The following is a 21,911-nucleotide window of genomic DNA, read 5'->3' as shown; positions in this document are numbered from 1 at the left end:
GGCTTCTCGCCGGGGGGGTTTCAGGGTGTCCGTCGCCCCGACTTCTCCAGCGTCACCGCGGCGTACCCGAGCGCGAGCGGCGGCGCGACCACGGTGATACCGACGACCAGCGGCGTCGTATAGGCGGGGAACGCGAGCGCGGCCAGCACCAATACCGCCGCGAGCTGGAAGCTCCGGCCGAGTACGGCGGCCACGTACGCGCGGCCCGCCGGTGTCGTCGGCCACGCCCCGTGCGTCGAGGCGTCGAATCGCACCATCGCCGTCCCGAGCGCGGCGTACAGTCCTGCCAGCGCGACGGGAACGGCAACGTCGACGGGAATCGGATAGCCGAGATTCACAGCGACGACGTAGGCGTTCACGGCGACGATGAACCCGACCGTCACGATAACGACCGTCTCGTACAGCGGCTCCGACACGTCGGCGTCGGGATCGAGCCGCGGCACGACGCGCATGAAGCCGTACGTTCCGGCGACGAGCGCGAGCGAGACGGCGACGAAGACGGGCTTCGTCATCGTGGCGTCCACCTCGTTCGCGAGGTTCCAGTGGGTTGCGAGCCGTTCGGGGAGTCGCCCGTACACGGCTGCGAGTCCGAGCGCTGTCAGCAGGGTCGCGCCGGCGCCGACGATGTCGACGCGGCGGAGGCTCACGTCATCCCCTCCGTCCGCCAGCGGTAGGCGATGAGCACGACAGCGCCGGCAAACACCGGCGTGAGGAGCATCCACGTCGGATACCGGTAGCCGAGGTTCCACGCGTACACGTACAGCTGTGCGAGCGCGACCACGCTGCCGGCAAACAGCGCGCTCGCGCGCTTCATCGCCGGCGACTCGTAGCTCCTCGACAGCCCCGACGGTCCGTGTTGCATAATCACCACCGCGCCGATACCGATTGCCGGCGCGAGCACCACGCCGACCGGCTTCGGGACGAACGTGTTGGGGGTTCCGCCCCCGGAGAAGTGAATCGCCATCGAATCGGGGAGCCGACCCCACAACACGACACCGAGCAGTGCCGTCGCCGTGAGCAGTCCGTACACGACCCACTCGTAGCGTCGCACCATACTCGTCTCTCGCCCCCCGACCGCGATAAAACTGGCCCGCTCGCGTTACGGAATCGTCACCGTATTCGTGAGCGTGCCGACGCCTTCCAGTTCCACCTCGACGGTGTCGCCGTCGTCGAGCGGACCGACGCCCTCCGGCGTTCCGGTCGAGAGCACGTCGCCGGGTTCGAGGGTGACGTAGCTCGTGATGTCAGCCAGCAGCTCGGGGACGGAGAAGATGAAATGCTCGCGCGTGGAGTCCTGTCTGGTCTCGCCGTTGACGCGACACTGGATGTGCGCGTCCTCGGGCACCTCGTCCGGCGTCGCGAGCACGGGCCCGAGCGGTGCGCTGTCGTCGAACGCCTTCCCGCGGACCCAGTTTTGTTCCTCCTGCTGGTCGTCGCGGTTGGACACGTCGTTCATGCAGGTGAAGCCGGCGACGTACTCCATCGCCTCGTGCTCGTCGAGGTCCGTCGCGCGCTCGCCGATGACGACCGCAATCTCGGCCTCGTAGTCGAGTCGCTGTTTTCCGCTCGGCAGCGTCAGGTCGTCCCCGTCGCTCGCGACCGCGTTCAGCGGCTTCAGGAAAAAGAGCGGCCGGTCGGGCACGTCGCTGCCCATCTCCTCAGCGTGGTCGGCGTAGTTGCGCCCGACGCAGACGATTTTCGACGGCTCACACGGGGGAAGCGTCTCGACTGCCTCACGTGAGAACGTCGCTGTCGAGTCGAGTCGGCTGGCCTGCTTCGGGAAGGCGGTAACCTCGTCGCCGTCGAGTTCGCCGAGTCGTACGTCACCGTCGGGGTCGCGGAATCGAAGCTGTCGCATACCGGCGTATGCGAGAGGGGGAAGGTAGGCGTTCCGACAGAGGCATACGGCTGTCGCCACTTCCTCTCGTATGGTCGAACCACGACGCTCCGAGGAGGAGTTCTCGCCGTCGGGGTGGCTCGTCGGCGCGCTCGTCGCCGTGCTCGCGCTCGCGGTCGCCGCCGTCCGAACCTTCCTGCTCGGGAACAGCGGCCCCCTCGTTCTCGTCGTGCTCTTGTTCGCCGCCGGCCTCGCGATCCTCGGTGGCATCCTCCTGCTCGGGCGACGCGAACGATAGAGCGAAGTGGGTCGCGCGAGCCACTCCGCTATGCAGCAACCGGACTTCAGCGTGGAGGGCAAGCGCGTCCTCATCACAGGCGCATCACAGGGTATCGGGCAGTCAATCGCGGAGACGTTCGCCGCCGCGGGCGCGGACGTGGCCATCTGTTCGCGGTCGATGGACCGCGTCGGTCCCGTCGCCGACGACATCAACGACGCCGACGTGCCGGGCGAGGCCGTCGCCTTCGAGTGTGACGTGCGCGACCGCGACGACGTGGAAGCGTTCTTCGAGAACGCCGCCGACGAGCTCGGCGGGCTCGACGTGGTTATCAACAACGCCGGCGGCGAGTTCGTCGCCAATTTCGAGGACATCTCCGAGAACGGCTGGGAGTCCGTCACCGATCTGAACCTCGGTGGCACCTACCGCTGTTGTAACGTCGCCGGGAAGTATCTCCGCAACGGCGAGACGGAAGGCGTCATCATCAACATGGCCTCGGTCAACGGCCAGCACGCCGCCCCGGGCGAGAGTCACTACGGCGCGGCCAAGGCCGGCATCATCCGACTGACCGAGACGCTCGCGACCGAGTGGTCCGACGACGGCGTCCGGGTCAACTGCATCGCCCCCGGACTCATCCAGACGCCCGGCGTCGCCCAGACGCTCGGCATCGACGAGTCGGACATGCCCGACCGCGACCAGACCCACCGCCGCATCGGCTACCCGGAGGAGATTGCCGACCTCGCCGTCTTCCTCTCCTCGCCCGCCGCCTCCTTCGTCGCCGGCGAGACCTACACCGCGAAGGGGATTCCGCGACCCGGCAACTCGATGAGCAACGATCTCGGGCTGGACCGGTAGACGCCCGACCACACACCACCGCGGTTCGCCCCCGGTGACTAGCTACGTGTCGAGCAATCTGGCCGCTCGTCCGCTCGGATACGCGGCCGACGGGCGCGAGTGTCGCCGGCTCACCGAGACGCTGTTCCTCGGTAATCGGGCCGCGCCAGACCACTCCTTCGATGCCGTCGTTTCGCTCACCGCCGACCCGACTGCGGCGACGACACACCACCATCCACTCGTGGACGGTCCCGGTAACGACTACGCCGACTTCGCTGCCGCCGTCGAGACGACTCACCGACTCACACACGAGCGAGATAGCGTCCTCGTCCACTGTCGAGCCGGCGTCTCCAGAAGCACGGCAGTCGCGGCGACGGTGATTGCCACGCGCGAGAACCGGGGATTCCACGAGGCGTTCGGACTGGTCGCGGCCCGCCGGCGGGTGGCGGTCGCGCACCCGGCACTGTGTCTGCTCGGCGTCTGCTATCTCGCCGCGAACTAGGGTGGCTGCACCACGAGCACCGATAAATCAGAGAATGCCGACTCGCCGTCCGCTCCGTCGGCAAGTTCGGCGAGCGTCGTCCGGGTCAGCGTCTCCCCGGGAAGCGTCACCGACTCACAGACGACCGCTCGGCGGTCGCCGGCCTCTGGATGTGACGCAAGCAGGTCGCGGGCGATATCTTCCGGCATCGTCTGCCACGGAAGCGGAAGCACGATGAGCGCGCGCTCCGGGAGCGCGGCCCGGAGTCGGTCGCGTTCGGCGGCGCAGTCACCGCGCTTGTGGAGACTCTCGATTGCGGCCTCGTCGTACGCGACGCCGGCGCGGGCGGCAGCCACCTGCGTCGACGAGACGCCCGGACAGACCCGAACCTCGCCGACCGCCGCGCGCACTCTGTCGACGAACTGTCCTCCCGAGCAGTTCGGGTCGCCCATCGCAACCGCGACCCCCAACTCGCCGTCCCGGACGCGCTCGCCGAACTCGGCAAGCCGTTCGGTCTGGTCGTCGTACGAGCAGTCGAGACGCTCGCCGACGTGTTCATCAACGCAGTCGAGGACGGTCGTGAAGCCGACCACCACGTCGGCCGTACGGAGCACACGCCGCCCGCCGACGGTCAGGTAGTCGTCGCTCCCGGGGCCGATACCGACCACCGGTACTCTCTGTCCCGTGTCGAAGTCGCGTTCACCCATTCGTCCTCCTGGTTTACCCGCCGTGGGTATCAGTCCGTTCGTCGGGACGAGCGGTCTCCACGAAACCGAGACGACCCGGTCGCTACTCGCCAGCGACGGACTCGAGAAATGAGTCGAACGCCCCGCTTTCGGCGTGGACGTGGCAGTACGTCCCGAGGGTTGCGTGTTCGGTCACGCCGTCCTTCCCGTCGATGCCATCGCCTCGCGCCACGTCGAAGGCGAACCGCGCATCGCTCGCCGGGCGCGCGCTTGAGTAGTGGAACTCGTGGCCTCGGAGCGTCTCGCCCGCGCTCGCAACCGGGCTGTCCCGGCGCGCATCGAGTTCGACGTGGTCCAGGGCCTGATACCGGTCGTGCATCTCGGCGTCGATGGGGAGCTGGCCGGCCATCGCGTGGGTCTCGCCGTCGACGCGGAGTGATTCGCCCAGCGCGAGCAGGCCACCACACTCGCCGAAGACGGGGAGTCCCTCGGCTGCGCGGTCGGCCAGTGTCCCGAGCGCCTCCGACGCCGAGAGCGCTTCGGCGTACAGTTCGGGGTACCCTCCGGGGAGATAGACGCCGTCGCAGTCCGGCAGCGGGTCGTGACGCGGGTCGAACGTGACGAGCGTCGCGCGCTCGCGCAGCCGCTCGACGGTGGCCGGATACCGGAAGGCGAAGGACGGACCGGTCGCCATCGCGACGCGCGCGTCAACCGCATCGGCACCGCGGCTGCCCGTCGGGCGCTCCGGCGGCTCCGGCTCGCGACACACGTTTAGCAGCCGCTCGGTGTCGAGATGGCTCGCGGCGTCGTCCAACACCTCGGTCGGGACGGGCGATTCGGAGCCGAGTTCCAATCCGAGATGGCGGTCTGGAATCGCGAGCCGGTCGTCCGGCGGGACGCGCCCGAGGTAGGTGATGCCGTCGGGAAGCGCCGCCCGAATCCCCTCGGCGTGGCGACCGCCGTGGGCGCGCTGGGCGATGACGCCGGCCACGTCGATGCGGTCGTCGTACTCGCGGAAGCCGAGCGCCGTCGCGCCGACGCTTTCCATTCCGGCCGACGCATCGACCACGAGCACGACCGGCAAACCGAGGGTCGCGGCCACGTCGGCGGTCGAGGCCACGTCGCCGTCGTACAGCCCCATCATCCCCTCGACGACGCACACGTCGCCGGTCCCACGGGCGTAGGTTCGACGAAGCCCGTCGGCTCCCTGCAGCCACGGGTCGAGGGTCCGTGAGGGCTTGTCGGCGACGGCGGCGTGGTGGCTCGGGTCGATGAAGTCGGGACCGGCCTTCGCGGGCTGGACCGTCTTCCCCGCGCGTTGGAGCGCACGCAGCACGGCGAGCGTCGCGACTGTCTTTCCCGTTCCGGAGCTCGTGCCGCCGAGGACGATACCGCGCACACCGGCCGCTGGTCGGCTCGGGACATAAGCGTTGCAACACTGGCCGGTCGTGGCGCGACGCGCCGGGGGGACTGATATACCCCGTACTCGTAGTCGCGTGTGATGCTCGAGGACACAGTACAGATTGTCTGCGGCGCGGGCGGTGGATTAGGCGAGGAGACGGCGGTCGCGATGGCCGACCACGGGGCGACGGTCGTGGTGAACGACCTCGGCGTGGCCGTCGACGGCGAGGGGACGGACCCGGAGCCGGCCGAATCGACGGTCGAACGAATCGAGGATGCGGGCGGCGAGGCGATGGCCCACTTCGGGGACGTGAGCGACCTCGAATACACCGAACGGCTCGTCGCCGACACCGTCGACGAGTACGGAGCCGTCCACGGCGTCATCAACTTCGCCGGCATCCTCCGTGATTCGATGGTGTTCAACATGGACGAAGCCGAGTGGGACGCCGTCGTCAACGTCCACCTGAAGGGCCACTTCTCGCTGGTGCGGGCGGTGTCGCGCCACTGGCGCGAGCGGTCGAAGGCGGAGGACGGATTCGACCGCCAGCGCTCGCTCACCTGCGTCTCCAGCGGGGTCGCAGCCGGCAACCCCGGCCAGTCGAACTACTCGGCCGCGAAGGCCGGCATCCTCGGACTGATGCGTACCTCTGCGCGCGAACTCCACCAGTACGACGTGCGCGTCAACGCGATGTGGCCGACCGCGCTCACCCGGATGACAGAGGACCTCCCCGGCATGGAGGGACTCGACGAGGAGTCCATGGGGCCACAGCTCGTGCCTGCCGTTCCCGTCTTCCTCGCGAGCGAGGCCGCCACGGACGTGAACGGCGTCACGCTCGCCATCGCGGGCGGAAACCTCTCCATCGTCTCGGATCCGGAACGCGAGCGGACTCTCTCGAAGGATATCGACGCGGAGGGTCGCTGGACGCCCGAAGAAATCGAATCCAGGTGGGAGGAACTCACCGACGGCTTCGAGACGATGCGGATGGACCCCGGCTACTGACTCGACGAGTCGGGGTCGAGCGGGTCCTCGATGTCGCCCATGATGGCCTCCAGCGCGTCCGTCGCGGTGAGCAGGCCGACCACCTCGCCGTCATAGACGACGAGCGCGAGCTCCTGCTGTTCGGCCTGGAACTGGTCGAACGCGTCGCTGATGGTCGTGCTCGCGGGCAGGGTCATCGACGGGGCCGCGATGTCGGCGAAGGCGACGCTCCCGTCTTTCAGCGATTCGTAGTTGTCGATAATCGAGGGCGCGTAGACGACGCCTTCGAAGGAGTCGAGGTCGCCGTCGACGAGTGGGAAGCGGGTGTGTGGCGTATCGCGGATGCGCTCGAAGTTCTCCGCGGGCGAGGCCGTCGTCGAGAGCGCGACGATGTCTTCCCGGTCGACGACGATGTCGGAAATCGGTCGCTCGTCGGCGTCGAGTGCGCCGAGCACCTCCTCGCGGCGCTCGCGCGTGAGTTCACCCTCCTCCAGCAGGTCGCTGAGCCGGGTTCGAAGTTGGGCACGCGACTCCAGTGCGTCCTCTTCGGTTTCGAGCCACGCGCCGGTCATCTCGATGCCGAACAGTCTCAGCGTCCACTTCGCGACGGCGTCGCCGAGCGTGATAATCGGCGAGATGAGGACGTAAAACCAGTGGAGCGGCCGTGCACCCCACCGGCAGACGAACCGCGACCGCTCGACGCCGAGATACGTCGGCGTCTGCTCGCCGTGGGTCAGGTGGACGAGGTTGATGATGAAGTAGCCGATGAGCGCGCCCGCGCCGATGGTCGCGAGTCTGCTCCCGGCGAACAGCGGCTCGAAGAGGGCGGCCAGCGCCGGTTCGGCGACGATACCGACTGCAATCGAGGAGGCGGTAATCCCGACCTGACAGGTGGTGAGATACAGCTCCAGCTCCTGTGTCATCTCCCAGGCGCGTTCGAGGGCGGCGCTCCCGTCGACGAACTCGTCTCTATCGAACTGTCTGGCGCGCGTCAGCGCAAACTCGATAGCGACGAAAAAACCGTTCAGTAAGATTAGTCCGACACCGGCAGCCAGTCGTATCCCGATTTCTGTCGCGTTCATTCGCCCGGCCGTTCGCCCGGGAGCAACTAATGAGCTTGCCCTTGCTACAGGCCAAACGGCCCCTCGCGTGACTCATACGACAGCGCGACCACGCGTCCGTCGCCGTACCGGGCGAGAACCTCCGCCGCGCCGTCGTCATCGAGATCAGCCACCGTTGGGAAGGTCCACAGCGGGACCGGTCGTTCATACAGCGCCAACTGTGTGCCCGTCTCGGGTCCGAGCACTGCGACAGTGCCATCGTTCAGCGCTGTGACCACTTCGTGGTCGCCGTCACCGTCCACGTCACCGAGCACCGGTGGCGGAACAATCGTGTCGTCGGCGTCAGTCAGTGCGGTCGTCCACTCTGTCTCACCCGTTTGGGCGTCGAGCGCGACCACCTCGCCGCCGAGCCGGCCCACGTACAGCTCGACGCGCCCGTCGCCGTCACCATCCGTCGCCGTTCGGATGCGCGCGTCGGTGAACTCGCGCTCCCAGTCGAGCGCTCCCGTCCGCCCGTCGTACGCGCGGACGCCGTCGGTGTCGGCGGTAAACAGCTCCATCGCGGGGTCGTCGTCGGTCTGTGCAGTCGCGGTGTAGGTCGCCCCACCCTCGCGCTGCCACTCGATAGCACCGGTTGCCGACAACAGCACCGGTCCGCTGTTGCTGCCGAGCAGTATCTCGCTATCGCCGTCGGCGTCGTAATCTGCGACGGTCGGCGACTGCCAGACCGTCGTTCGCTCCCAGCCCGTCTCGTTCAGCGACTGCCGCCACGCCACCGTGCCGTTCCCGTGGACTGCGACGACATCCCCGCCGATGTCGCTGGCGACAACCTCGGGGCCGGGACCGAGCGACAGGTCGGCAATCGTCGGTCGCCCGTAGCCGAAGGTGTCTAGCGGGACGCGCCACTGCTCGCTCCCGCTGTCTGTTTCGTAAGCGATGAGCGCGTTCTCCGTCGTGGCGATGAGTGCCTCCATCGCTCCGTCGCGGTCGATATCACCGATAGCCGGCTCCGTCAGCGCGTGTGTCACGCAGTCCTCGGGAGGCATCTCTGTTTGCCACGACGTCGTGCCGTCGTCCGGTGCGAGCCGGACCAGCGAACAGGAGGTGCGCGTCATCGTCACCTCGTCGCGTGGCACCTCGGCGACGGGCGCGAGCACCACGTCGCTATCCGGACCGACTCCGACGGCGTGGTGGTTCACGGAGTTTTCTCGCGGCGTATCGCTCACCCACTCGCTCGTGAGCTGTCCGCTCGGTCCGGCGACCAGGCCGAACAGTGCGAGGGCTCCCAGCATAGCACAGATGGTAACCACCGCCGCCGTCGTTCGACGTCGCATAGCTCGGATAGGTGACCGTGGACAAAGACCCCTCTGCTCTCCGTTTCGACGGTCGAACCACGAGTGTTATTCGCGGCCGTCGCCTACCGCCGGAACATGGTACGCCGTCGGCGGCTGTCGGTGCTCGCCGCGGCCGCCGTGCTCGCACCGCTGTCCGTCGGCGTCGCCAGCGCCCACGAGATTGGCGGGTCTCGCTTCGACGCGCCGATCCCCCTCTCGTTGCTGTTCGTCGGTGCGGCCGGCACGGTCGCGCTGACGGCGCTGTGGCTCGCGGTTGTCGGCGACGACCCGAGCGACGGCGACGGCTGGACCGTCGCCACAGTCGACGCGTACGCGGTCGGACTCCTCGCTGGAGTCGCACGGCTCGGCTTCGGACTCGCCGTTGCGGGGGCGCTCGTGGCGGGCTACACCGGTCGACAGGTCGCTGCGGAGAATCTCGCCACCGTGTTCACGTGGCCGGTGTGGTTCCGCGGCATCGGCTTGGTCGCTGTCCTCGTCGGGTCACCCTGGCGGGTGCTCTCGCCGTGGCGCGCGCTCTACGATGGGCTGTGTCGACTGGAGGGGCGCGAACTCGCCGCGCGAGCCTACCCCGAGCGGCTCGGCTCGTGGCCCGCCGTCGCCGGCTTTCTCCTGCTGGTCGGCCTCGTCGAGAACGCGACGATTATTCCGCGCTCGCCGGCGCTCACGAGCGTCACTATTGCGCTGTACGCGCTCGCGATGGTCGCTGGCGGCGTCCTGTTCGGGTCGGAGTGGTTCGACCGTGCCGACCCGCTCGGCGTGTTTTACCGTCTGCTCGGTCGGGTTGCACCGGTTTCGACTACACGCACCGAGTCGGGGTCGCTCGCCGTCTCACTCCGTCCGCCGTGGCGAGGGAGCACGCGCCCGTTCGCTCACGACTCGCTCGTCGCCTTCGTCGTCGCGGCGGTGTACACCGTCAGCTTCGACGGCTTCACGAACACCCGTACGTATCAGACGCTCCTGTTCGATGCCCGTGACCTGCTTGGGTTCGGTCCATCGACGGGAATTTTGCTGTACGTGCTCGGACTCGTCGGCTTCGTTTTACTCTTCGAACTCGCCGCGCGGGCCGGTGATACACTCGCCGCGCTCGGCAGTGGCGGACTCGACACCAATCAGGGGGCACCACTGGCGTTCGCGCCGACTGTCCTCCCAATCGCCGCGGCGTACGACGTGGCGCACAACTACCCGTACGTCGTCGAGAACCTCGCGCGCCTGCTCGAACTCACTGCCGGCGTCGCGGTCTCGCCGCTCGGATGGCTGTCGCTTCCGATGTTTTGGGGTTCACAGGTCGTGCTCGTCGTCGCTGGACACGTCGTCGCTGTCGTCGCCGCACACCGGGTCGCAATACATCGGTATCCGTCGCCGACAACCGCCCGCCGCGGTCACTTCCCACTGGTCGTGTTGATGGTCGGCTACACCGTGTTGTCGCTGTGGATAATTTCTCGACCGGTCGTCGGGTAGTTCAGACGCTCGGGACCGTCATCACGGGCATCGAGACGGCGCGGCGCACGTCGCCCATCGTCGCGCGACCCGAGAAGAGTCGGCCGAGGCGACCGCGCGACGGCTCGCCGGCGACGACGATGTCGGCCTCGTTCCCCTCGGCGTACAGCCCGATTTCCTCGGCGGGCGTGCCGTAGCGGAGTCGCTTTCGCACCTCGACGCCCGACCCGGCGGCAATCTCGCCGGCGACATCGAGTGCGCGCTCCGCGCTTGCCTCGCGACGCTCGACGGCCGCGTCCCAGTTGTCCACCGTCGACCACATGCGGACGACCGAGAGCACGTCGAGGGTCGCGTCGTGGGCCGCGGCGAGTGCGACGGCGGTCTCGGCGACGGTCTCGTCCGTGTCCTCGTCGACGGCGAGGACGATACGGTCGAACACACCCGGTGCGGACGGTCCCGACACCGACTTCTGTGGCGAATCGGCGGACGACTGCGGAAAGACGCTCATACTACCGTGGAGGGTCGGATACGGTATAGGGGTGTCCGGAAACCGATTCATACGGGAACGGGGTTTCACCGCCGCGGGAGCGTACACCCCGCGTCGGTGTTTCACGCCGTGAAACTCGACCGCATCACCTATGCCGCATGGAACCACAGGCCACGGTATGACGGAGCCGCTCGAAGCAATCGAGTTCCTCGCGCGCTCGCCGAATCGCGTGGCGGTGTTGCGCGCCGTCGCCGACGCGCCACACTCCCGGCGCGACCTCCGGGAGGCGACGGGGGCCTCACAGCCGACGCTCACCCGCATCATCCGCGATTTCGAGGAGCACGACTGGATTCGCCGGACCGACGAGGGGTACGTCGCGACGCCGCTGGGCGGGCTCCTCGCCGACGGCTTCGCCGACCTCCTCACCGTCGTGGAGACGGAACAACACCTGCGGGACGTTGCGCCGTGGCTCCCGACCGACGACCTCGATATCGACCTGACCGCGCTCCACGACGCGACGATTACGCGCCCGACGACGACCGACCCGAGCGGCCCGCTGAAGCGCGCGCTCGAACTCACCGCCGACGCCCGCCAACACCGCATCCTCTCGTACGCACTCAACCGCGACATGGTCGAACGGCTCCACGCGGCGACCGTCGAGGGGACCCAGCAGTTCGAGGCCGTCGTGACCGACGCGACGATCGAACCCTTGCGAGACGCCCCGGCGCTGTGGGCGAAGTTTCGCGCCGTCGCCGACAGCGACTCCGTGAGCATCAGGGTGGCCGACCAGCCGGTCTCCTTCGCGATGGGCGTCGCCGACGACACCGTCTACTTCCTGTTGCGCGACGACGGCGAGGTGTTGCGCGCGCTGGTCGAAAGCGAGGACGGGCGCGTGCTCGGGTGGGCACACGACACCTTCGAGCGCTACTGGGCGACGGCGTCGCCACTCGACGTCTGAAAAATACGGAAACGGCGGCTGGTCACTCCTCGTCGACCATCGAGCCGAACACCGCTTCGGCGTCCGACGGCACGTCGAAGTCGTGGTAGTGTTCGCCCTTCTCCTTCGTGAGGATGTTGAGCGCGGCGGCGGCACCGTCGCCCGCGGAGATGACGGCCTGCCACTCCTCGGCGCGGACCATCCCGCCCGTCGCGTAGGCGTCCTCGACCGAGGTCTCCATCGTCACGTCCACGTCGACGATGTCCTCGTCGGTGAACGCACAGTCGAGCCCTTCGGCGAGATCGCGGTTCGCGCCCGTCGCGAGCACGACGTAGTCGGCGTCGTAGCTCTCCTCGTCGGCCGTAACCGCGAAGCCGCCGTCGGTCGCGGCCACATCGGTCACCTCGACGCCCTGCTTTCGGTCGACGCCGAAGTCGTCCACCTGCTCGCGCATCGTGTCGAGCAGGTTCGAGCCGTCGACGGAGCCGATGCCCGGATAGTTGAACAGATGCGCCTTGTGCATCCACGTGCCGTCCGTGTCGAAGACCGTCGTCTCCAGACCGTTCTTGGCCGTAAACAGTGCCGCGCTCAGACCGGCGGGGCCGCCGCCGATGACAACTACATCTGTCATACACAATCCACGTGCGTCGGGTCAAAAAGCGTAGCGTGGGTCGTTACCGCACACTCAGTCGTCGGCGGTCGCGTCCTCTGCGAGATACGCCGCGATCGCGTCGTCGTCGACGGCATCGAGCACGGCGTCCGTGTCGAGCCGGTCGACCAGTGCGGCGACTCCCGCTCGCTTGCGGCTCTCGACCGCTTCGTCGGTGAGACTCGACGCGAACGCGCGGTCGATGTATCGCTCGCGGAGCTCGACGGCCCGCTCCTCGCTCAGGTCGTCCTCGCCGCGCTCGTTCGCGACCCACTCTCGCCAGCGGTCGCGGTCCGCCCACTCGCCCGAGAAGGTGCTGCCGGGCCGCACCCAGTCGTACTCGGGAACGAGTCCGCCCGACAACCCCTCCGCCTCGCGCTCCGCGGCGATGAGCGTCCGCGCGACGTGCGCGCCGTGGCCGGCCGCGACGATGGCCTGCGCGTTCCGACCGTCCGTCGGGGCGGCGATGTACAGTCCCGGAATGTGCGTCGTCCCGTCGTCGTCGGCGACATCGCGGTCCAACTGCTCGCGTTCCTCGCCGTGGTGCGTCTCGGTTTCGAACATCGACGCGTCCAGCGGCCGGAGATACGAGCCGTCGTACCACGCCGCGGCGACGACGTACCGCGCCGTCACCGCCTCGCCGTCGGCCGGGGTGACACGGAACCGGGCGGGGTCGCCCTCGCGCTCGCCGTCCACGCGCTTGACGGATTCGACGAGGTCGGGAATCCGCCTCGCGCCCGCCACGTCGAGGTGGTCATGGAACAGCTGCGTGAGCGTCGCCGGGTCGATACCCTCGGGAAAGCCGGGGTAGTTCTCGACGTAGGCGGCCCGCGCGAGCGCGGCGTTCCCGCGGTCGTAGACCACGGTGTCGAGCCCGTACCGCGCCGTGAACACCGCCGCGCCGGTCCCCGACGGACCGCCGCCGACAACGACGACGTCGTGGTCGGCCTCAGCCATCGAACTCTCCCGTCACGATGTCGGCGACGCGCTCGCGGTCGAACAGCTGTTCGCCGCCGAACTCCTCGGGGTACAGCCCCTGTGCCGCGGCTTCGAGTTGGAACAGGTGGATAATCGGTCCCTGGTAGGTGAGTCCGGCGTAGATGACGCGGTCGTTCTGGACGGCCGTGAGGTCACTCGCCACGTCGTGCTCTTCGAGGGGAGTGCGAATCTCCTCGTCGAAGTACGTCTCGGAGACCTCACCCTGGAGCCGAATCGCGAGCGCGTCGGGGTCGATATCAAGCAGCGTCTCGAAGTCGATGGTGCCCCCGCCGGCCTGTGCGTCGGTAATCCCGTCGGCCGCGAGCGCGTCGCCCACGCCGAGGTCGCGCCACTGCTTCGAGGTGGTCCCCTCGCCGACCAGATACGGGTAGAAGCCCTCCGGCGGGACGCCCGCTGGATACAACAGGGCGATATCTGGGCGCGCTTCGGGGAGCCGGGACTCCACGTCGGCGAGTATCTCGTCGTGGTAGGCGGCGAAGGCCTCGTAGCGAGCGCGCTCGTCGAACAGCTCCGCCAGCACCTCCAGCGTCTCGTACATGGAGTAGTAGCGGTAGTCGTCGTGCCAGTCGTAGACGTGCGTGAAGCCGGTGTTGCCGACGAACGGGCCGACGTTGTCCGCGAGTTCGTCCACGTCGCCCTGACTCCAGCCGAGCCGATTGATGGCGAAGTTCGGGTCGATGACGTGCACGTCGGCGTCGATGCTGTAGAACGTCTCCTTGTCGGTCCCCTCGCTGTAGAGGGCGGTCATGGCGTCGGTGTCGACCGACACACCCGGCAGTTCCTCGTAGAGATGTGAGCCGTAGCGAGCCGGCACCCCGATACCTGCCAGCCCGTCTGCCTGCCCGAGCGCGACTCCCATGTCGGCGTAATCGCCCGTGAACGGCACCCAGCGCTCCGGAACCTCGTCGAACTCGACGGTTCCGACCGGCGCCATCGTCACCGAGTGCTGTTCGGGCGTAGCGGTCGCCGTCGGTTCCGCTGCGTCGGTCGCCGACTCGTCCGTCTGTGTCCCACCGCTGGATCGTCCGCTACAGCCGGCGAGCAGCCCGGCGGCCGTCGCCGCTCCCGTTCCCAGTAGTGTCCGTCGCGACACGATGTCCGTCTGGTCCATACTTTTTGGCCCGCCTAACTAGATAAAACCGTTGTGGTTTTTCGGCCGGCCTAATACTCAGTCATCCGAGACCGGATAAATATTCGTGTGAATGTTGCTTTAGCACTCGCCGTCGCTGATATATCATGGACCGTCTTTACAACCATTACCTGTGAATAGTACCCATGGGTAACACGAACACCTGCGATGACTGCGGCCGGACGTACAACACCCTGGTGAATCAGGGGTGTCCTCGCTGTGCGTCCGTCGAGTCTCGCGAGACGCCGCCGAACAACTGAGTCCCTACCGAACTCCCCGCCTGTGCGGCCCGCGAGCCGTCGGTCGCGGCGTCGGTTTCGCTCGTCGCCCGCTGGAGGATGACGGTGACCGTGGTGCCCGCCCCGCCCGTCTCGGTCAGCGTGACGTCGCCGTCGTAGCGGTCGAGGAGTCTGGCGACGATTTTCAGTCCCAATCCGTGCGTCGTGTGCTCCCGCACGTCGAGTGAAAACAGGTCATCGTGGAGCCGTTCGGGCACGCCCTCGCCGTTGTCCGTGATGTCGACGCGGACGGTGTCGTCCACCTGCGAGACGGAGACGGCGACGCGCTTCGTCTCGCTGTCGTTGTGTCTGACCCCGTTCTCGAACAGGTTCGCGAACACCCGCCGGAGCAGGGGGTCAGCCAGGACGACCACGTCTCCGGAGATGTCGAGTTCGGTCTCTACTCCGTCGTGGCGGTCCGTGAGCTGGCGCAGTTCACGCTCCAGGACGGGGCGAAGCTCGACCGGCTCCAACACGCGCTCGTTTCGCACCACGTCGGTCAGAAACCGCACGTCCTCGATGACCGTCGACAGCTCCGTCGCCTGTCGCTCGATGGTGTCCAGCCGCCCTTTGACCTCGTCGCTGGCCGTCTCCCGCGCGAGGTCGACGTTTCCGCTGATGACGTTCGCGGTGTTGAGCACCTCGTGGCGGAGCAGTCCGTTGACGTAGGTGAGATACTCCCGCTGTTGTTCGGTCGCCTCGGCGCGAATCGAACTTCGCTCCGCAGCGAGCGCACGCTCGATGCTCCGGGCGTTCAGGAAGCCGACGACGAAGCCGATACCGGTTCCAAGCGAGAGCCCCCACCGGACCGAGCCGACCAGCGCCCAGATGACCGACGGCAGGAACGTGACGCCGGTGAGAAACGAGAACAGGCCGAACACGGCTCCACCACCGACGGTCAACAGCGCGATACGGGGGTAGTATTCGGGCGTGACCACCGTCTCCGGGAGCCGGTAGCTCCCGAAAAGCAGGGCGAGACACGCGGGGATGCTCATCGCGATTCCGGCGATGAACGTCGGCTCGAGGAGTCCGACGACGCCAAACCAGAAGGCCATCTCGCCCAGCGTCACGACGAGGAGTCCCGCACCGAGCCCCGCCAGCGCGGTCCGTATCCACCGCCCTTCGGCCCGGCTTTCTCTCCCCTCCATTATACCGATACCACTCCGCGACGGCCGATAGAGCTTTCGACGCCAAGTTTCACGCGCCCGGACGCCGCTCGCGTCGCTCACACCGGCTTCGCCATCCGACGGTGCGGGATGCCGGCGTCCTCGAACGGTTCGTCGTCCTGTATCTCGTAGCCCCGCGCCTCGTAGAAGCCGACGACCGGAACCTGCGCGTCGAGGACGAGCCGGTCGTACCCTGCTTCGCTCGCGTACGACTCGACGGCGTCCATCACGGCGTGACCGTACCCCTCGCCGCGGGCGTCGGCGAGGACGGCCACGCGCTCGACTTTGAGACCGTCCTCGTATTCGCGGGTGCGCGCGACGGCGACCGGGGCGGGGTCGGAGACGAGAAAGTGGGTCGCGTCCGGGTCCTTCCCGTCTACCTCGCGGTCCATCGGTACGTCCTGTTCGTCGACGAACACCCGGGTCCGGATGTCGAGCGCGTCCTCGAAGGCGGGGTCGTCGTGCGCGAAGACGGCAGTCTCCATACCGACGGATGCAGGCTCGGCGGTTATTGTGTGTCGGTTCTCACTGCTCTTCGATGCCGGCGTCGGCGGCGTTGTTCCGCACCGACTCGATACCCTGCTTGGCCTTCTGTTTCGAGGCGTACCCCTCGCCGGAGTCGGCGATGATGTTCCCGTTGGTGTGGCGGAGCCGCCAGCGATACTTCCCCTCTTTGTCCTCGTACAGCTCGAATGTGGCTGACATCACCGGCTCTGCTCGGCCCGGACGCATAACAGTTGGTGACGATTCACACGCTCAGGAGAGCCGGTCGCCCCACAGCTCCCCGTCGGCGTAGGTGTCGCCGCGGTCACACAGCGGCACGACGACCGTATCCGACTCGTCGAGTACGCCCTCGCGGTCGAGGCCGCGCACGCACGCGACCCCGCCGCCGCCCGTCGGTCCGACGAGGAAGTCTCCGTCGACGCGAAGGGTCGCGCGAATCGTCGCCTCGTCGTGTCGGCCCGCGTCGACGATTTCGAGGTCGGCGTCGGCGTACCGCGCCGCGAGGTCGCGCGCTGCGACGCGGGCCGGCTCCGTCGCGAGATACCGCTTTTCGTCTATCACCGACTCGTCGTAGGTGTCGGGGTGGTAGCCACCGCCGCGCATATACTTCAGCCCGTGAAGCCCGTGTGATTCGGTCTCGGGTTCGAATCCGACGACGCGCACATCTGGATTGCGCGCGTGGAGCACGCGTCCGACGCCGGTGACCGTTCCGCCCGTTCCCGCTCCGGCGACGAAGGCCGTCACCGCGCCGTCGGTCTGGTGCCATATCTCTCGACCCGTCTGCTCGTGGGCACGGGGGTTCGCCGCGTTCTCGTACTGACCCGCGTGCCAGTAGCCCGACTCGCTCGCTAATTCCTCGACGCGGTCGAGCAGGGCGTCGTACCCCTCCTCTGCGGGAACCTCGTGGAGGGTCGCACCAGCGGCCTCCAGTGCGGCGCGTTTCCCGCTCCCGAGGTCCTCGGGAACGACGAAGGCCGTCTCGTAGCCGCGGGCCGCGCCGATGCGCGCAAGCGCCCGGGCCGTGTTCCCTGACGACGCCTCCAGTATCGTCCTGCCCGGGAGGTGGCCCGCCGCCTCGGCGGCGTCGAGCATCGCGACGGCGATGCGCGCCTTGATCGAGCCGCCGCCGTGGCCGACGCCCGGCAGGTTCAGCCACTCCACCTTGCCGAGCAGCGTCGGGGCGACGCCCGCATCGAGTTCGACGAGCGGCGTCTCGCCGACGGTCGATTCGTCGATTGCCATACTGACCCGCCGTGGGTCGCGGCCAAAACGGTGGGGGTGTCCTCCGAGCGCTGAATTTGGGGGGAAATTGGGAGAGCCTTCGGCCCGACTCCGGCCGAATTTATGTCAAAGTTCGGAAAATTTCTTTTAGTACACGGTGGCTCGGTGGGGGTGTAGCAATGACAGACCCACAGGACTCGACCCGACGCGCGTTCCTCGGCACGACGGCCACCCTCGGTACGCTGGCGCTGGCCGGCTGTTCGAGCAACGACGAACCGGGCGCGACGGCGACGGATGCACCGACCGACACACCGACGATGACCGACGAGCCGACGGACACGCCGACCCCGGAGCCGATGGCTGCCCCCGACGTGCCGCTGCTCAACTACGCGCTGACGCTGGAGCACTTGGAGAACGCGTTCTACCGCGAGGGACTGGAGACGTTCAGCGACGACGAGCTGATGAACGCGGACGCACTCTCCAACTTCGGTCAGGAAATCCGCATGGAGGTGCCCGAGTATCTCGCAACGGCCGGCGCACACGAGGCCGCCCACGTGACCGCGCTGTCCGACACCATCGAACAGCTGAACGGGACGCCCGTCTCGGAAGGCGAGTACGACTTCGGCTACGAGACGCCGACGGAGTTCCTCGGCGTGGCGCAGGCACTCGAAAACACCGGTGTTGCCGCCTACGCCGGCGCGGCCCCGCAGGTCGTCAACAACGACGTGCTCGCGGCCGCCGCCGGCATCCACAGCGTCGAGGCGCGCCACGCCGGCTTCCTCAACCTCGTCAACGGCGATATGCCGTTCCCGAACGCCGTGGACGAGGCCCAGTCCATCAGCGAGGTGCTCGACATCGCGAGTCAGTTCATCACCTCCGAGGTGGACCCGAGCGTCTACGAGACGGGCGACGACCGTCCGACGCACGACCGCAAGGCAGACGACGACACGACCGACGTGAACGTCCTGAACTACGCGCTGACGCTGGAGCACCTGGAGAACGCGTTCTACCGCGAGGGGCTGGAGACGTTCAACGACGACGAGCTGATGAACGCGGACGCGCTGTCCGTCTACGGCGACGAGGTTCGGATGGCCGTCCCCGACCACCTGCGCGTGGTCGGCGAACACGAGGCCGCCCACGTGACCGCGCTCACGGACACGGTGAACCAGCTCGGCGGCGATCCCGTGATGGAGGCCGAGTACGACTTCGGCTACGAGACCCCCTCGGAGTTCCTCGGCGTCGCACAGGCGCTCGAAAACACCGGCGTCGCCGCGTACAAGGGTGCCGCCCCGACCGTCTCCAACGACGCCGTGTTCAACGCGGCCATCTCCATCCACAGCGTCGAGGCCCGCCACGCCAGCTTCCTCAACGAGCTGAACGCGACCTCGCCGTTCCCGAACGGCGTCGACGAGCCACAGACCATGAGCGAGGTCGAAGACGTCGCGAGCCAGTTCATCGTGAACTGAGCCGCGACGACGCACTTAGGTACACCCGGCGTGTGATTTCGACACAATGGAGGCGGTCTTATGGTACACGCTCGCAGGAACGCGTGGCGGTCCCAACCGCATTCGCATCCTGCAAGCCCTCGACAACCGCCCCCGGAATCCGAACCAGCTCGCCGACCACCTCGATTTGAACTACGACACGATTCGCCACCATCTCGACGTGTTGGCGGACAACGACGTTATCGAGTCCAGCGGCGACGACTACGGGGCCGTCTACCTCCCGAGCGAGACGGCCCGCGCCAACTGGGACACCGTCGAAACAATCATCACGCAACTCGACTCATGACCACACGACCGACCCACACCCCACCCCGGAGCCACCCACGATGAACAGTTGGATACTCGCGGCACAGGCGGCGACCGCAGTGACGCTCCTCCTGTTGAGCGTCCTCGTCGTCGTCTGGGGGAAGAACTACCGGCAGATTCGCTCGCGCCAGACGCTCGGGATGCTCGTGTTCGCGGTTATTCTGCTCATCGAGAACGGGTTTGCGTTCTACGTCTACTCGCTCGACCCCGTCTTGTCGGTGTGGTTCAGCGAGCAAGTCCCCAACGGGCCATGGGTCGCGATGGCGGCGTTTCACGTGCTCGAAGCCGTCGCCGTCGCCTTCCTCACCTACGTCACGCTGGACTGACGCGCCCGCGTGACGTTCATCCCCCGCTTTTTCCCGGCCGGAACTCGAATCCCGACGACGCCAGAGCGTCCTCGGCTCGCCCGCGTGGCCGACGAGCCTGAACGGTTATGTTCCGGGCGCGTGTACTGTCTCCTGTCATGGAAATTACTTGGTACGGCCACTCCACGTTCGGCGTCGAAGTCGACGAGACGAGTCTGCTCATCGACCCGTTCTTCGGCAACCCGAAGACGGAGCTCGAGCCGTCGGACATCGACACGCCCGATTACGTCCTGTTCACGCACGGCCACGAAGACCACATCGCTCACGCCGAGGCCTTCTCGGACGCGACGCTCATCGCCGTCCCCGAGCTCGCGACCTACGCGACCGAGGAGTTCGGCTACGAGGACCTCATCGGCGGGATGGGGATGAACATGGGCGGCACCGTCGAGGCCGGCGACGCCTTCGTCACCATGGTCCGTGCAGACCACACCAACGGCATCATGACCGATTACGAGTACAGCGCCGGGCCGCCGGCGGGGTTCGTCATCTCCGACACGAAGCCGACCCAAGTCGAAGACGAGGAAAGCGAGACGTTCTACCACGCCGGCGACACCTCGCTGATGTCCGAGATGCGCGACGTCATCGGACCGTTCCTCGAACCCGACGTTGCGGCCGTCCCGGCCGGCGACCACTTCACGATGGGACCGATGCAGGCGGCCGTCGCCGTCGACTGGCTCGACGTGGACTACGCGATTCCGATGCACTACGACACGTTCCCGCCAATCGAAATCGACACCGAGGAGTTCGAGAGCGAGGTCGCCGGCACCGGCTCCGACGCCGAGGTCGTCGTGCTCGAGGGCGACGAGACGTTCACCCTGTAAGGCCCGCGATAACAGTTCACACGGCATCTGCGTACCTTTTTAACTCAGCCGGTCGTCCGATAGCGTGTAATGGCAGACCTCGAATCCCACACCGTCAACGAAGGCGGCTTCGCCGCGACCAGCCGTGTCGGCAACTACGAACTCTCCATCGACGCGACGAAGGAGGAAGGGCCCTCGCCCAACGAGGTACTTCTCGCCGATTATGCCTCCTGTTACACGTTCGCGTTCCGTGCCGGCGCGATGCGCGAACACGACCTCGAACTCGGCGAAATCGAGACCGAGGCGGAGGCCGACCTCGATGACGACGACGACATCGTCGACGACTCCGTGAAGTTCACGCTCCACGTCGAGGACGACCTCGACGACGAGCAGGTCGAGGCGCTCGTGGAACTCGGCGAGGAAATCTGTCACGTCCACGCCGCCCTCCACGAGGGCATGTACGCCGAGATCAACGTCGAGTAACACGCCGTTTCTCCGTTTTTATTCCGGTCGCTAGCGACGGCTACCTTCCCTCGCCCGTTCCGTCGACAGCGACGACACCCTCATGTCGGGTGCGCTCCCACACCGGGTATGAGCGATGACGATTCCGGCTGGCAGGACCGTCTCGTCGGCGCGCGAATGAGCGTCGACACCGAGTTCGACGACCGCGTCGAGGCGAGCAGCTTCTCCCGACAGGAGTGGGGGCTCATCATGACCGCGACGGAGTTCGACATCGAGGACGGCGACGAGCCGCGGCTGTACGCCGACACCGGACACCTGGAAGACATCATGCCGGAGGTCCAGAAGATGACCGCCCAGGGACCGATGGGCGGCCAACAGCAGGACTCCGGCGGCGGCATCCTCGGGAAGGTCACCTCGGCCTTGGGACTGGGCGGCGACGACGAGGAGGACCTCTCCGACCAGGTGGCCGAGGCCGAGCAGCTGACCCAGCAGTACGCCGACGAACTCCAGTCGCACCTCGAATCACGCGGGACGTGGGAGGACATCGTCGCCGCCTACCGCAACGAAGAATGAGCGACCGGACGCGCGACGCGCTGCTGTTCGGGATTCTGCTCGCCGTCATCGCGTCAGCGCCCGCGATGCCAGACGGGCCGGCCCTGTTCGTCGGTCTCGTCGCCGTCGTCGTCGGGACAGTCGCGTTCCTCGCGACCGTCACGCCGGCGGGATTCGGCCGGGTCGTGCCGAAAGAAGAGTAA

Annotated in this window: 28 protein-coding genes; 13 read left to right on the top strand and 15 right to left on the bottom strand. The window is 67.4% G+C overall.

Annotation, left to right across the window (positions count from 1 at the left end; genetic code table 11):
- Positions 1–20: 20 nt before the first annotated feature.
- From DM818_RS14875 to DM818_RS01970, 3 genes are read right to left on the bottom strand one after another with little or no spacing between them, the layout of a single operon-like run.
- Entirely contained in the window at positions 21–647 is a 627-nt protein-coding gene (locus DM818_RS14875; protein WP_075938335.1) for a DUF1648 domain-containing protein, read from the bottom strand.
- Positions 644–1,054, bottom strand: a complete 411-nt coding sequence (locus DM818_RS14870; RefSeq protein WP_075938336.1) for a DUF1648 domain-containing protein — start codon at positions 1,052–1,054, stop codon at positions 644–646. Before DM818_RS14870 ends, DM818_RS14875 begins: the two co-directional genes overlap by 4 nt.
- Before the next feature lie 45 nt (positions 1,055–1,099).
- Positions 1,100–1,858 carry a fumarylacetoacetate hydrolase family protein gene (locus tag DM818_RS01970; RefSeq protein WP_153952235.1) on the bottom strand — a complete coding sequence of 253 codons (759 nt, stop codon included), beginning with the start codon at positions 1,856–1,858 and terminating at the stop codon, positions 1,100–1,102.
- Between the two features lie 70 nt (positions 1,859–1,928).
- On the opposite strand from DM818_RS01970, the gene DM818_RS01965 reads away from it, so the two are divergent.
- From DM818_RS01965 to DM818_RS01955, 3 genes are read left to right on the top strand one after another with little or no spacing between them, the layout of a single operon-like run.
- Positions 1,929–2,135: a hypothetical protein gene (locus DM818_RS01965; RefSeq protein WP_075938338.1), complete on the top strand. Its 207-nt coding sequence runs from the start codon at positions 1,929–1,931 to the stop codon at positions 2,133–2,135.
- 30 nt (positions 2,136–2,165) lie between these two features.
- Positions 2,166–2,969, top strand: coding sequence for an SDR family oxidoreductase (locus tag DM818_RS01960; protein WP_075938339.1), 804 nt, complete (start codon positions 2,166–2,168; stop codon positions 2,967–2,969).
- Positions 2,970–3,003: 34 nt separating this feature from the next.
- The gene (locus DM818_RS01955) at positions 3,004–3,450 is read left to right on the top strand and encodes a protein-tyrosine phosphatase family protein (protein WP_123123939.1); all 447 of its coding nucleotides are present in this window, start codon (positions 3,004–3,006) and stop codon (positions 3,448–3,450) included.
- Here DM818_RS01955 and cbiE read toward each other — a convergent pair.
- Together cbiE and DM818_RS01945 are read right to left on the bottom strand one after the other, a co-directional pair.
- Positions 3,447–4,136, bottom strand: coding sequence for a precorrin-6y C5,15-methyltransferase (decarboxylating) subunit CbiE (gene cbiE / locus DM818_RS01950; protein ID WP_123123940.1), 690 nt, complete (start codon positions 4,134–4,136; stop codon positions 3,447–3,449). The two genes, DM818_RS01955 and cbiE, sit on opposite strands and share 4 nt — an antisense overlap.
- An 82-nt stretch (positions 4,137–4,218) precedes the next feature.
- Positions 4,219–5,514, bottom strand: coding sequence for a cobyrinic acid a,c-diamide synthase (locus tag DM818_RS01945; protein ID WP_123123941.1), 1,296 nt, complete (start codon positions 5,512–5,514; stop codon positions 4,219–4,221).
- Positions 5,515–5,616: 102 nt separating this feature from the next.
- On the opposite strand from DM818_RS01945, the gene DM818_RS01940 reads away from it, so the two are divergent.
- Complete coding sequence (locus DM818_RS01940; protein ID WP_075938343.1) at positions 5,617–6,516, top strand: SDR family NAD(P)-dependent oxidoreductase; 900 nt, start codon at positions 5,617–5,619, stop codon at positions 6,514–6,516.
- Here DM818_RS01940 and DM818_RS01935 read toward each other — a convergent pair.
- Together DM818_RS01935 and DM818_RS01930 are read right to left on the bottom strand one after the other, a co-directional pair.
- Positions 6,510–7,577, bottom strand: a complete 1,068-nt coding sequence (locus tag DM818_RS01935; protein ID WP_075938344.1) for a hemolysin family protein — start codon at positions 7,575–7,577, stop codon at positions 6,510–6,512. The genes DM818_RS01940 and DM818_RS01935 overlap by 7 nt on opposite strands.
- A gap of 44 nt (positions 7,578–7,621) precedes the next feature.
- Entirely contained in the window at positions 7,622–8,890 is a 1,269-nt protein-coding gene (locus tag DM818_RS01930; protein ID WP_123123942.1) for an outer membrane protein assembly factor BamB family protein, read from the bottom strand.
- A 96-nt stretch (positions 8,891–8,986) separates the two neighbouring features.
- Here DM818_RS01930 and DM818_RS01925 point away from each other — a divergent pair, with 96 nt between their 5' ends.
- Positions 8,987–10,369, top strand: a complete 1,383-nt coding sequence (locus tag DM818_RS01925; RefSeq protein WP_075938346.1) for a hypothetical protein — start codon at positions 8,987–8,989, stop codon at positions 10,367–10,369.
- A 1-nt stretch (position 10,370) separates the two neighbouring features.
- Here DM818_RS01925 and DM818_RS01920 read toward each other — a convergent pair whose 3' ends face one another.
- Positions 10,371–10,856: a universal stress protein gene (locus DM818_RS01920; RefSeq protein WP_075938347.1), complete on the bottom strand. Its 486-nt coding sequence runs from the start codon at positions 10,854–10,856 to the stop codon at positions 10,371–10,373.
- Positions 10,857–11,013: 157 nt separating this feature from the next.
- Here DM818_RS01920 and DM818_RS01915 point away from each other — a divergent pair, with 157 nt between their 5' ends.
- Positions 11,014–11,793 carry a helix-turn-helix transcriptional regulator gene (locus tag DM818_RS01915; RefSeq protein WP_123123944.1) on the top strand — a complete coding sequence of 260 codons (780 nt, stop codon included), beginning with the start codon at positions 11,014–11,016 and terminating at the stop codon, positions 11,791–11,793.
- A gap of 22 nt (positions 11,794–11,815) precedes the next feature.
- Here the strand turns inward: DM818_RS01915 and DM818_RS01910 are convergent, their stop codons facing one another.
- From DM818_RS01910 to DM818_RS01880, 7 genes are all read right to left on the bottom strand, one after another.
- Complete coding sequence (locus DM818_RS01910; protein WP_123123945.1) at positions 11,816–12,403, bottom strand: NAD(P)/FAD-dependent oxidoreductase; 588 nt, start codon at positions 12,401–12,403, stop codon at positions 11,816–11,818.
- 54 nt (positions 12,404–12,457) lie between these two features.
- Entirely contained in the window at positions 12,458–13,378 is a 921-nt protein-coding gene (locus DM818_RS01905; protein ID WP_123123946.1) for a thioredoxin reductase, read from the bottom strand.
- Positions 13,371–14,531: an ABC transporter substrate-binding protein gene (locus DM818_RS01900; protein ID WP_123123947.1), complete on the bottom strand. Its 1,161-nt coding sequence runs from the start codon at positions 14,529–14,531 to the stop codon at positions 13,371–13,373. The genes DM818_RS01905 and DM818_RS01900 overlap by 8 nt, the downstream gene beginning before the upstream one ends.
- A gap of 220 nt (positions 14,532–14,751) precedes the next feature.
- Positions 14,752–15,975 carry a sensor histidine kinase gene (locus DM818_RS01895; protein WP_123123948.1) on the bottom strand — a complete coding sequence of 408 codons (1,224 nt, stop codon included), beginning with the start codon at positions 15,973–15,975 and terminating at the stop codon, positions 14,752–14,754.
- A 77-nt stretch (positions 15,976–16,052) separates the two neighbouring features.
- Positions 16,053–16,478, bottom strand: a complete 426-nt coding sequence (locus DM818_RS01890) for a GNAT family N-acetyltransferase (RefSeq protein ID WP_075938353.1) — start codon at positions 16,476–16,478, stop codon at positions 16,053–16,055.
- Positions 16,479–16,518: 40 nt separating this feature from the next.
- A complete protein-coding gene (locus DM818_RS01885; protein ID WP_153952234.1) occupies positions 16,519–16,698 on the bottom strand; it encodes an HVO_2922 family protein in 180 nt (59 codons plus the stop codon).
- 51 nt (positions 16,699–16,749) lie between these two features.
- Complete coding sequence (locus DM818_RS01880) at positions 16,750–17,739, bottom strand: PLP-dependent cysteine synthase family protein (RefSeq protein ID WP_123123949.1); 990 nt, start codon at positions 17,737–17,739, stop codon at positions 16,750–16,752.
- Positions 17,740–17,897: 158 nt separating this feature from the next.
- Here DM818_RS01880 and DM818_RS01875 point away from each other — a divergent pair, with 158 nt between their 5' ends.
- The 7 genes from DM818_RS01875 (at position 17,898) to DM818_RS01845 (ending at position 21,911) form a co-directional block, all read left to right on the top strand.
- Positions 17,898–19,184, top strand: a complete 1,287-nt coding sequence (locus DM818_RS01875; protein WP_123123950.1) for a ferritin-like domain-containing protein — start codon at positions 17,898–17,900, stop codon at positions 19,182–19,184.
- Between the two features lie 46 nt (positions 19,185–19,230).
- Positions 19,231–19,509: an ArsR/SmtB family transcription factor gene (locus tag DM818_RS01870; RefSeq protein ID WP_075938357.1), complete on the top strand. Its 279-nt coding sequence runs from the start codon at positions 19,231–19,233 to the stop codon at positions 19,507–19,509.
- Between the two features lie 40 nt (positions 19,510–19,549).
- On the top strand, positions 19,550–19,855 hold the full coding sequence (locus tag DM818_RS01865; RefSeq protein WP_075938358.1) for a hypothetical protein: 306 nt from the start codon (positions 19,550–19,552) through the stop codon (positions 19,853–19,855).
- 137 nt (positions 19,856–19,992) lie between these two features.
- Positions 19,993–20,715, top strand: a complete 723-nt coding sequence (locus DM818_RS01860; RefSeq protein ID WP_123123952.1) for a metal-dependent hydrolase — start codon at positions 19,993–19,995, stop codon at positions 20,713–20,715.
- Between the two features lie 69 nt (positions 20,716–20,784).
- Positions 20,785–21,177, top strand: coding sequence for an OsmC family protein (locus DM818_RS01855; protein WP_123123953.1), 393 nt, complete (start codon positions 20,785–20,787; stop codon positions 21,175–21,177).
- 108 nt (positions 21,178–21,285) lie between these two features.
- Positions 21,286–21,729, top strand: a complete 444-nt coding sequence (locus DM818_RS01850; protein WP_153952233.1) for a DUF5799 family protein — start codon at positions 21,286–21,288, stop codon at positions 21,727–21,729.
- A complete protein-coding gene (locus DM818_RS01845; protein ID WP_123123954.1) occupies positions 21,726–21,911 on the top strand; it encodes a hypothetical protein in 186 nt (61 codons plus the stop codon). Before DM818_RS01850 ends, DM818_RS01845 begins: the two co-directional genes overlap by 4 nt.

It is taken from the genome of Halosegnis longus (genome assembly GCF_009663395.1).
Lineage (GTDB): Archaea > Halobacteriota > Halobacteria > Halobacteriales > Haloarculaceae > Halosegnis > Halosegnis longus.
Note: the sequence above shows the minus strand (reverse complement) of the source record. Positions and strands in the feature narration are given on the sequence as shown.